At 68.5% G+C, this 9,163-nt stretch carries 14 protein-coding genes; 1 reads left to right on the top strand and 13 read right to left on the bottom strand.

Translation table 11 applies throughout. The annotated features are described in order from the left end of the window. Nucleotides 1–4: 4 nt before the first annotated feature. Complete coding sequence (locus AB8Z36_RS21545; RefSeq protein WP_369214994.1) at nucleotides 5–715, bottom strand: ATP-binding protein; 711 nt, start codon at nucleotides 713–715, stop codon at nucleotides 5–7. Continuing rightward, entirely contained in the window at nucleotides 716–1,576 is an 861-nt protein-coding gene (locus AB8Z36_RS21540; RefSeq protein ID WP_369214993.1) for a hypothetical protein, read from the bottom strand. It lies immediately after the preceding gene. Between the two features lie 160 nt (nucleotides 1,577–1,736). On the opposite strand from AB8Z36_RS21540, the gene AB8Z36_RS21535 reads away from it, so the two are divergent. Then, nucleotides 1,737–2,003 (top strand): hypothetical protein, encoded by a 267-nt coding sequence (locus AB8Z36_RS21535; RefSeq protein WP_369214992.1) that lies wholly within the window; start codon nucleotides 1,737–1,739, stop codon nucleotides 2,001–2,003. A 57-nt stretch (nucleotides 2,004–2,060) separates the two neighbouring features. Here the strand turns inward: AB8Z36_RS21535 and AB8Z36_RS21530 are convergent, their stop codons facing one another. From AB8Z36_RS21530 to AB8Z36_RS21480, 11 genes are all read right to left on the bottom strand, one after another. Next, nucleotides 2,061–2,240: a hypothetical protein gene (locus AB8Z36_RS21530; RefSeq protein WP_369214991.1), complete on the bottom strand. Its 180-nt coding sequence runs from the start codon at nucleotides 2,238–2,240 to the stop codon at nucleotides 2,061–2,063. Further along, a complete protein-coding gene (locus AB8Z36_RS21525; RefSeq protein ID WP_369214990.1) occupies nucleotides 2,237–3,589 on the bottom strand; it encodes a DNA cytosine methyltransferase in 1,353 nt (450 codons plus the stop codon). Before AB8Z36_RS21525 ends, AB8Z36_RS21530 begins: the two co-directional genes overlap by 4 nt. Beyond that, nucleotides 3,589–4,440: a hypothetical protein gene (locus tag AB8Z36_RS21520; protein WP_369214989.1), complete on the bottom strand. Its 852-nt coding sequence runs from the start codon at nucleotides 4,438–4,440 to the stop codon at nucleotides 3,589–3,591. The genes AB8Z36_RS21525 and AB8Z36_RS21520 overlap by 1 nt, the downstream gene beginning before the upstream one ends. Beyond that, on the bottom strand, nucleotides 4,437–4,652 hold the full coding sequence (locus tag AB8Z36_RS21515; RefSeq protein ID WP_369214988.1) for a hypothetical protein: 216 nt from the start codon (nucleotides 4,650–4,652) through the stop codon (nucleotides 4,437–4,439). The genes AB8Z36_RS21520 and AB8Z36_RS21515 overlap by 4 nt, the downstream gene beginning before the upstream one ends. Continuing rightward, nucleotides 4,649–4,987, bottom strand: coding sequence for a hypothetical protein (locus AB8Z36_RS21510; protein WP_369214987.1), 339 nt, complete (start codon nucleotides 4,985–4,987; stop codon nucleotides 4,649–4,651). The genes AB8Z36_RS21515 and AB8Z36_RS21510 overlap by 4 nt, the downstream gene beginning before the upstream one ends. Continuing rightward, nucleotides 4,984–6,075 (bottom strand): DUF5131 family protein, encoded by a 1,092-nt coding sequence (locus AB8Z36_RS21505; protein ID WP_369214986.1) that lies wholly within the window; start codon nucleotides 6,073–6,075, stop codon nucleotides 4,984–4,986. Before AB8Z36_RS21505 ends, AB8Z36_RS21510 begins: the two co-directional genes overlap by 4 nt. Beyond that, the gene (locus AB8Z36_RS21500) at nucleotides 6,072–6,410 is read right to left on the bottom strand and encodes a hypothetical protein (RefSeq protein WP_369214985.1); all 339 of its coding nucleotides are present in this window, start codon (nucleotides 6,408–6,410) and stop codon (nucleotides 6,072–6,074) included. Before AB8Z36_RS21500 ends, AB8Z36_RS21505 begins: the two co-directional genes overlap by 4 nt. A 77-nt stretch (nucleotides 6,411–6,487) precedes the next feature. Next, complete coding sequence (locus tag AB8Z36_RS21495) at nucleotides 6,488–7,084, bottom strand: hypothetical protein (RefSeq protein WP_369214984.1); 597 nt, start codon at nucleotides 7,082–7,084, stop codon at nucleotides 6,488–6,490. Beyond that, nucleotides 7,081–7,959, bottom strand: a complete 879-nt coding sequence (locus AB8Z36_RS21490) for a hypothetical protein (RefSeq protein ID WP_369214983.1) — start codon at nucleotides 7,957–7,959, stop codon at nucleotides 7,081–7,083. Before AB8Z36_RS21490 ends, AB8Z36_RS21495 begins: the two co-directional genes overlap by 4 nt. Then, on the bottom strand, nucleotides 7,956–8,810 hold the full coding sequence (locus AB8Z36_RS21485; RefSeq protein WP_369214982.1) for a PD-(D/E)XK nuclease-like domain-containing protein: 855 nt from the start codon (nucleotides 8,808–8,810) through the stop codon (nucleotides 7,956–7,958). Before AB8Z36_RS21485 ends, AB8Z36_RS21490 begins: the two co-directional genes overlap by 4 nt. Further along, complete coding sequence (locus tag AB8Z36_RS21480; RefSeq protein ID WP_369214981.1) at nucleotides 8,807–9,136, bottom strand: hypothetical protein; 330 nt, start codon at nucleotides 9,134–9,136, stop codon at nucleotides 8,807–8,809. Before AB8Z36_RS21480 ends, AB8Z36_RS21485 begins: the two co-directional genes overlap by 4 nt. Nucleotides 9,137–9,163 lie beyond the last annotated feature (27 nt).

The following is a 9,163-nucleotide window of genomic DNA, read 5'->3' as shown; positions in this document are numbered from 1 at the left end:
GTGCTCATGCGGCGCTCCGGCGGCGGTCGTTGCCCTTCATCGGGACGCGTTCGCACATTTCGGCGAGTCGACTGATGACGCGGTCGCCGAGACGGACGGCGAGATCTTTGGGTTCGACGTTGGAGGTCATGAGCGTCGGCAGGTGGTTCTCGTACCGCCAGTTGATCAGCCGGAAGTTGATCTCTTCGGTGAACTCGGTCGGCTTGCGCTCCGCCCCCAAGTCGTCGATCAGTAGCAGGCGGGCACCCCGGTACCTGCGGAACTCCGCCTCCGAGTCCACACCGTGGCGGGGCCGCAGCGCCGCGTACAGGTCGGCGGCCGTCGTCACCGCCCACTCGCCGTAGACGCCGGACACGGACAGTTCCCGCATCGCCCCATACGCCTCGAAGGTCTTGCCGACGCCGGTCACACCGAGCAGCAGCAGCGACGGGCCGTTGATGATGCTGGCGATGGGCCCGCCCCGCTCGGCCTGCCATTCCAGGGCGGAGGCGACGAGGGTGTCGATCCAGGCCCGCAGGGGCGGCAGCGACGGCACCGCCGACCGGTAGTGGAAGGGGATCTTCGCGGCGTTCTCAAGGTACGTGTAGCGGGCGACGTTCTGCGGGCTGTGCGGGTCGAAGTCGTTGAGCTGGATCCATTCGGGGTCGTGGCCGCGGGCGGCGAGCAGGGGGGCGAGGTCGTGGCCTCGCAGGTTGCTGGGCGGGATGTAGCGCATCTAGAAGTCCTCGTCGTAGACGGATTGGTCGGTGGGGTTGCGGAACGGTTGGTAGCCGCCTGAGACGGCACGCAGCTGGGGGCGTTCAGCTCCCGGGGCGGGCATGGGTGGAAGTTCGCGCCAGCCCTTGAGGAAGTAGTTCGCGGATTCGACGTCGGCTCGGGCCGCGGCTTTCAGGGCGTGGTCGACCATGGCGGGCACCCCGCTCTTGGCGATCAACGTGAGGACGGGGAACCAGCCGTTGCCCTTGAAGGGCCAGCGGACGTAGACCCCGGCGGCTGTGATGCCGTCGACGAGCGGTCGGGCTTCTGCCGGGATGCCGTAGTCGATGGCGTCGGGCGTTCCCTCTCGCTTGCTAGCTAGAGGGGTAGTAGTTGAGGGGTTAAGAGGGGTAGGGGTCCCGGATTCCCTGACACTGACGTCCCGGATTCCCTGACACTGAGACGGGTCAGTGTCCGCGTTTTCCTGACACTGAGCGTCGGGCTCAGTGTCAGCAGATCCGGGACGCTGAGGGTCCTCAGTGTCAGGAGTTTCGGGACTCTGAGAGGGCGGCTCAGTGTCAGGGATTTGCGGACACTGAGACTGAGGGAACTTGGCGATCCTGTACTTGGCGGCACCGTTCTTCTGACCTGCTGTCACCTTCTCGATCGCCCCCTTCGAGACCAGTGACTTGAGCACCGCGTAGAGCTGGGAGCGGCTGACCTTGGCCCCGCGGAGCACCTCGGGCCGCTCGACGCTGTTCCATGTGACGCGGGTGTCCTCGTTGGCGTCCTCGGCCAGCACGACGAGAAGCAGCTTCTCCCGATGCGTCAGGGCTTCGGGGGCGCTGGCGAGCACCTCAACGATCAGGCGGATTCCCACGGTGTCTCTCTTCTCAGGAGGGGTGTCGCAAGTTCTGGCTGCTGCTTCTGGACAGCCCTCATGGGGGCGCAATGACGTGTTCCGTCACGTCGCAGGAATGAGAATACCGTTCGCGCACGACGTTCGCGAGCCCCATGCGCGCACGTGTAGCGCGACCGCGATGGCCTATGCCATCCTGTGCAACATGACTGACCTGGACGAGAGGATTGCGACCGCCGCCAAGAAGCGAGCCCGCGCCGAGGACGCCTTCAAGAAGGCCGACGTCGAGTTGCGCAACTTGCTGGTGGAGGGGCGCTCGTCCGGCCTGGGCCCGTCGCACATGGCGAAGCTGACAGGCTTCACCCGCGAGTGGGTCGCCAAGATCGCCCCTGACCCCGCCCCGAAGCGCAAGATCAAAATCGTCCGCAGCAAGCCATCCGGCGACTGATCGCATCTCCCCTACTCCCTCCGGGCCCCGCACACCGCGGGGCCTTTGTCGTGCGGTCTATGGCTTGCTGGTCAGATGCCATCCGCGGCAGGTGGCGCAGTGGTAGGCGCGGGTTTCTCGGCGCCGCCAGCTGGTGCGGTTCCGGAGGACGGCGAGGGCGTACTGGGCGCCGATGCGGTCGCGGTAGCGCAACTTGCCGGTCGGGCAGTCCGCGGGGCGGGGGCGGGCCGCGGTCACGCGGCTGCTGCCGAGGTGCGGTTGAGTGCTTGGGCGACGCGGTGGCCGACCCATTGGGCGACGTTGCAGGAGACGGCGTTTCCGGCCTGCATGGTCTGGTCGGCCCGGCCGCCGAGGACGATGTAGTCCGTCGGGAAGCGCTGGGCGTACAGCTGCTCGCGGGGCTGGATCATCCGGTAGTGGCAGTCCTCGATGGCGGGTGCGGGCAGGACCGAGGTGAGGTCGCCTGCGTCGCGGTAGGGGATGACGAGCCCGTGATGGTTGCCCTTCGCTGTAACCGTCGCGAGAGGAGCGGTGCGGGCGGGTTCAGCGCCGCCGTTGCGCCGGTACTCGACGACGAAGGCGTCACGGGCGGCGGGCGGGGTGAGGACTGCGTCGCCGATCTTCACCGTGCGGGAGGCGAGCGGCCACTCATCGGCGCGGACACCGCGGCCGTCATGTCCGCCGTGGTTGACGGTGAGGACCACCGGCTTGTCGCCGCCGAGACGGTCCAGGCCAGCCTGTATCCGCTTGCGGGTGTTGGCCACGAGCGGTCGGAGGCCGTGCTGGGCGCGGTCGCCGATGCGGACACCGAGCTTCGTCCAGTCGATGATGGAGGCGGCGGGCCGGATGTACGGTTCGACGAGGCGGTGCCCGCACCCTCGGTTGGGGCAGCGGTAGTCGTACTGCTGCTTGTACTTGCCGACGCGGCGCCCGTTGCGCCACGTCTGCACCGCGGCTACGTCTTCCTCGCAGGCGGGGCACCAGGCCGGCGGCGTCGGCTTGAGGTCGGGCAGGGGGATGCCGTGCCGGGTGAAGACGATGTAGATGCGGTCCCGCCACTGCGGCGCCGGAACGTTCCCGTGGCCGCCGATGTGCGCGGAGGATGCGGACACGATCTGGCTGTTGTAGCCGAGGAGCTCCATCCCCTTGCGCCACCAGTCGAACAGTTCCCAGTCGGCGGCGAACTCGACGACGTTCTCGCACAGGATCGCGGTGTAGCGGTGGACTTCGGTGGCGCGGATGACGTCGTATGCGGTGGCGCGAGTGCGCTCCCACGCGGCGTCGGGCACGGAGCCGAGCTCGTCGATCTCCAGAGTCAGCTGGCCGCGGGTGCGGCGGCGGCCCCCGGCAGGTGACATCTCGGTGCAGATGGGGGACGCCCAGAGGATGTCGGTCTTGGGCAGGCGCCGCATGTCGTAGTTGTTGATGTCGGCGCACAGGTGGTCGGCGTCGCGGTGGTTCGCAGCGTGGGTTTCGATGGCCTGCGACCAGTGATTCGCGGCCAGCTTCAGCTCGAAGCCCGCGGCGACCAGGCCCGTACTGGAGCCGCCCGCCCCACAGAAGATGTCGGTGAACGTGAGGGACATCAGGCGGCTTCCTTCAGGTCATTGCTGGCGATGGCGCGTCCGCGGGCGCGGATAACGGTCCGGGGGTGGCAGCCGAGCTGCAGGGCGATCTCGGCGGCGGACATGTTTTGCGCGGTGAGGGCGGCGACGCGGGCCGGGTCGGCGTACACCTTCGGTTTGGTGCTGGCCTTGGCCTTCGACTTGCCGCCGGTTTCGGGCTTTGCGTTCGGGTCGTCGATGTCGTCCCAGGCGAGCGGGCCGTGCCAGCCCTTGGCGCGCGCTTCGTTGCGGCTTCGCGAGGTGTGCTTGTTGCGGGGCGGGGGCGCGAAGGCCAGCTGAGGGTAGGCCTTGGCGAGGCGTTCGGCGATGGAGCGGCGGACGGTGGTCTGGCGCCCGTTGGCGATGAGCAGGATGCGGTTCGGTGAAGTGTTGGCCGCTTTGGCGATGGTGCTGTAGGCATGTCCGACGTGGCTGAGGGCGCGGACTCGCCTCATGGTTCCGGTGGCGTCGATGCGCTGGCCGGGGCCTCCCTGGTTGGGCGCTTTGACTGCGAGGATCTTCGCTTCGGTCTCGTGGCGGATCTTGGTTCGTCGACCGTTGTAGATGCGAACGAGGTTGCTGACCGGGATACCCGTCGCCTTGACGAGTTCGTCCCAGCTCATGACCAAGTGGATCTCGCGGAGGTGTTCTTGGGCGTTCTCGGGGCTGGTGAAGGGACTGCGTCCGAGTTCGCGGTTGACTCGGTTCTGCTTGCTTTGGCGGCTGCCAGCGACACGGCAGGGGTGGCATGTGCAGCGCTCCCGGTAGCCGCGGCTACCGTTGGCGCGGGCGGTGGTCCCGTGGGCCGGGATGGGTTTGGCGACGGTTGTCACAGCTCCTCCTTCCGGGGCTGCTGGATGTCGGTGATGGTCTGCTGGGCGCGGGCGAAGCTGGCGCCGATGCGGTCGAAGACGGCCCGGCCGATGGCGACGATCAGCCAGGCGGCGGCGACGGTGAGGATGGTGAGGGCCGTGTACCAGCCGCGGACTGCCCAGGTCAGGGCGGTCGCGTAGACGTCGATGACGGTGAGGGCGTCGGCGGTCATGCGAGCCGCCCTTCGATCACCTCGACGGTCCCCCGCCACCGGCGCACCGCAGACTTGTCGCGGGTGAGGCCGTACCCGGCGGGCCGAGTGATCCCTTCGCGATGCAGGCCAGCGGCGAAACGCCCCCAGTCGTGGCCCTGGTCGGGCGGCTCGGGCAGGTCGTGCTCTTCAGCGACTTTCCAGCAGAGGAAGGGACGGCCCGTCTTAGCGGCCTCGACGAACACGGGCCGAACCTCCGTGACCCACGCCTCGTAGTCGTCGATGCGGCGGCGGGACTTCGACGGGGCCGCGGCGGCGAGCTCGGTGCCGTCGAAGGCGGGGGCGATGTGGGTCATGACGCGTCTCCCATCGTGGTGGGGAACTGGTCCCAGGTGCGGCCATCGAGTTCGCGGCCAGCGCGCTTTTTGCCGAGGCGGTACATGGCCGTCAGGTGGGCGCGCGCGTGGCCTGCTCGCAGCGCTTCGCCGTAGCGGGGCCCGTCGGGGTAGGCGAGATCGGTGGGCTCGTAGACGGTGCCGTCGTTGGCGACGGTGATGTCCTTGCCGTGTGGGCCTATGCGCCCGTCGGGGCCTTTGATCCAGTCGACGCCCCATGCGCCCCACTGCTTGAAGAGGAACGGCACGTCTGCCTGTACGCACTGGTTGCGGATGGTGCGCGCCCAGTCGGGGTGCATGGGGCGGGCGCCGGGCCCGGACTCACCGCCGACGATGACCCAGTCGATGCTCGGGCCGGTCGAGATGGGTGCCATGGTGATGCCGGTGCTGGTCGTGGTGGCCTTCGACTCGTCCCAGTAGGGGCGGCCGCTCAGCCAGTACGTGAGCTTGGGCCGCCCGCGGCCGGGGACGATCGGGCCGTCCAGGTCGACGGGGCCGAGCAGGGGCTCGCAGGACAGGAAGCGGATCGCGGCGGGGGTCTCCAGCAGTGCGGGGATGCGGAGGTCGGCGCGCTTTTGGTCCTCCACGCTGACGCCGAGCCACACGTTGGGGAGCGGCCAGTTGAAGTCGCCGCAGCCGGGCTGGGTCTCTTCGCGGAAGTCGTCGACCTGGGTGACGAAGTCGTGGCTGCTGAGCAGGGACCGCATCCGCCCGTGGCGCTTGGTCAGCACCTGGTAGGTGTGCTGCGGCGTCAACGCCATGATCGCGAAGACGTGGGCGATGTAGTCGTCGGGCACGTCCTTGTGGAACAGGTCGGACATGCTGTTGACGAAGACCTTGCGGGGCTTGCGCCAGCGCAGCGGCATCGTCAGCGCGTTCGGGCGAAGTGTGAGGTCGAAGCCGGTCTCGAAGTGGTGGCCGGGGATGCCGCGCCAGCGCTCGGCGAACGTCTCGGCGTAGCAGTTGTCGCAGCCTGGCGTGACCTTCGTGCACCCGGTGATCGGGTTCCAGGTCGAATTGGTCCACTCTATGGTCGTGGTGGCGCTCATCGGGCCGCCTCCTCGAACAGCCCGTTGACGAGGGCGTTGTGGGCGTCGACGGCGGCGTTGTAGCAGTCGTTGCACAGGAAGGTGACGGGCGGCTCGTAGTCCGGGTCGTGCCACGGCTGGGCGGGCGGCTGGAAGCGGTACAGGCGGCGGGACTTGCCACAGTCGGGGCACTGGCCGTCGCGGGAACTTCCGACGATCAGCGCCTCCTCCTGGGCAAGGAGCTCGGCCTGGTGCTGGTCGTAGGTGATGCCGCAGCCCACACATGGGTCGGGGCGGAAGATGGATCCGTTCGGGGGCAGGCACGGGAAGCTGTGCTTGCAGAGCGAGACCTTCATGGCGGTGTCCTTCCGGGATGGGATGCTGGGTTCCGGGCCGCCCCGCAATGCCCGCGGGGCGGCCCGTGGCGTGCGGGCTAGAAAGGGGGCTCGTCGCTGTAGCCGAGCGGGGTGTCGTAGCTGAACGGGACGTCAGGCCGCAGTTCTTCAGCCCGACGCTCGACGTGGCCCGCAAGGTCAAGCCCGACTCGGCGGAGTTCGTCGATGACGCTGCGCGCCCACTTGCGGATCTCGTCGCTCTCGCCGTCGATGAGCGCCTCGGCGACGTGCCCTGCGATGACCGGGATTGCGGCGGCGAGGGTGTCGGCGGGCGTGACGTGGCCTGCGAGGTTGAGGTTCCGCAGAGCATTTTCGACCGGCGGCGAGTACGGCTTGCCCGGGACGCAAGGGCTGGATTCGGCGGCATGCCGGGCGGCCCACAGGTCGTCCGTCGGCTCCTGCCCTGCGGCGTCGATCGCCTTGCGCCACTCGCTGATGTGCTCTCCGTCGCCGACGTAACGGTCCGCCAACCGCGCTGCCTCTGCAGCGGTCTGGGCGGCAGCGAAGTGGGCTTGTGCCGACATCAGGTGGTACATCGCCCCGGTCGGGTCGACGGGCCTGCCGCCCGGCTTGTCCAGCACGGATGCGCTGCTGAGGTGGCGCTCGCCCTCGCGGTAGTGCTGCGGTCCGTTCATGCGGCACCGCCCTGGGCGGCGGCGTGAAGCTTGGCAGTGAGGTCGCGGATGGCCTGCGCGGAGACGTGCTCCAGCGGGGCGCCGAGGGCCTCGTAGGTGAGCCGGTCGATGTCGTCGGCAATGTTCTGCCGGTCACCGAAGTCGCGGAGCTCCTGGACGGCGGCGGCGTGCTCGTCGTCGGTATCTGCGTCCACGACGCCGAAGGCCTCCGGCTGCTGCGGCTCCGGAGCTGCGACAGGGGCCGGGGCGGTGAACGATGCGACGGACAGGGGCGCCTTCGCCGGGACGACTTCGGCGTGGACGGTGCCTTCGAGTTCCTCGGCTGCGTAGGGCAGGCCGTGGAGTACATCGGGGGCGACGAGGCGGCAGATCTCGCCGGTCGCGCGGGCGACGAGCATCGTCTTGGGCTGCTTCTTCCACTCCTTCTTCTCAAGGAGGCCGAGCTGCTTGGCGCGGCCAAGGTCCCAGGTGACGTACTGCCAGTCGTCGTCTCCCTCATCGCTGCGGCGTCCGCGGTAAACGCACTTGTCGGGGGTGGACTCGACGAGCTGAACCTTGTGCCCATGGGAGAGGACCAGGCCGCGCATGGCGTGGGCACGCAGGGCAGGGGTGCCCTGGATGATGTCCATCGACTTGAGGGCGGCCATCGGCTTCAGCCCGAGCTCATGTCCGGCGAGGATGACAGCGGTGACCTCTTCCGGCTGGCCGCGGAGCTGGCCGGCGAAGGACGTCTTGGAGATGGAGACGGCGAGGTTGGAGATGACCTTCGCTTCTTCGGCCCACTTCATTAGGGCTGACTGCTCGCTCTGCCCGGTGGGCTGTGCCGGTAGGGCGACGGCGCTCTGCTCGTCGCGGGTGGCGATCTCGGAGCTCATCCGAGGTACTCCTCTGCTTGGCGGATGGTGTCCCAGGTCGGGAGGCCGATCTGGGGGATTTCGGTGACGGGCCCGGTCCAGTCGGGCCAGATGCCGGTGGACTCGCACTCGGCGTAGATGCGCAGGGCGCGTTCGTTGCGGGCGCGGCCGATGTCCCGTGCCTGGTCGGTGAGTTCGCGAACGGTGACCAGGTAGGGGGCCTGCTTCGACTGGAAGACGAAGACGAAGCGGGCGCCGTCGGGGGCGAGGCCTGCAGCTTCGACGCCGTCGATGTAGAGGGCGTCTTGCTGGTGATACGACCGGTCTTTGATGGCGCGGCTGATCGTGTCCGGCGCCGCATCCTTGATCGTCTTGTAGTCGCAGATGATCGAGCCGCGCCGCCAGTCCGGGCGGACCCTGCACCGGACGCCGGTCACCCTGTCTGTCCAGTAGATCGACTGCTCGGCAACACCTGATCCGGGCGTGAACAGGGGGCCCGCGATCGGATGCTGGCGGATCGCTTCGGCCATCGCCAGGACCATGTCGTGGTCCTTGGTGAGCAACGGCACCTTGCCTGCGAGGTAGGCCTCGTCGCGCTGAATCTGGGCGTCCTTCTTGCGCCAGTCCGGAAAGTCGATGACCTGCAGTTCCGGGCCTTCCCCCAGCACGTACAGGTGGGCGGCGTGCCCGAGGTCGAACTCCTTCTTCGGCGCCTGCGGGTGGTCGCGGTCGTACTTGAACTGGGCGGGGCAGCCCGGGGCGAGCAACTGCCGCAGGCCGGTCGAGGAGATCGACGTCGTATCGGCGTGGTACTCGTCGGCGGGGAGTCCGTCGACGACCGCGGGGGCGTCGACCTCGACGGCGGCGGTCATGCGGCGGTCTCCGTGCAGTTTTCGCAGCGGCCGTGGAGGTCGAACGGTCCGGCCGTGTTGCCGCACCGGCAGGCGAGCGGTCCCTCCGTCGCGGCAATGTGCTGGAGTTCGGCGATGCCGTCCTCGTGGTAGCGGGCGAGGTCGATGGCGGCGACCAGTTCCGGGAAGACCTGCCGGAGTTTGGCGGCGTGAAGGATGTCGGCGGTCTGGATGGCGCGGATGAGGTGCTCGGTGCAGGAGCCGGGCTTCGTGCTGCCCTTGCGGTCGTACATCCACAGGACGTGGCGGGCGGTTTCCTTGGTAATGGTGGGTTTTGTGGTACTCATGGTGCTCCGTTTCAGGGTGTGCTGAAG

This window comes from Streptomyces flavofungini, assembly GCF_041028215.1.
Taxonomy (GTDB): Bacteria; Actinomycetota; Actinomycetes; order Streptomycetales; family Streptomycetaceae; genus Streptomyces; species Streptomyces flavofungini_B.
The sequence above is the reverse complement of the archived record's forward strand: the minus strand, read 5'-3'. Positions and strand labels throughout refer to the sequence as shown.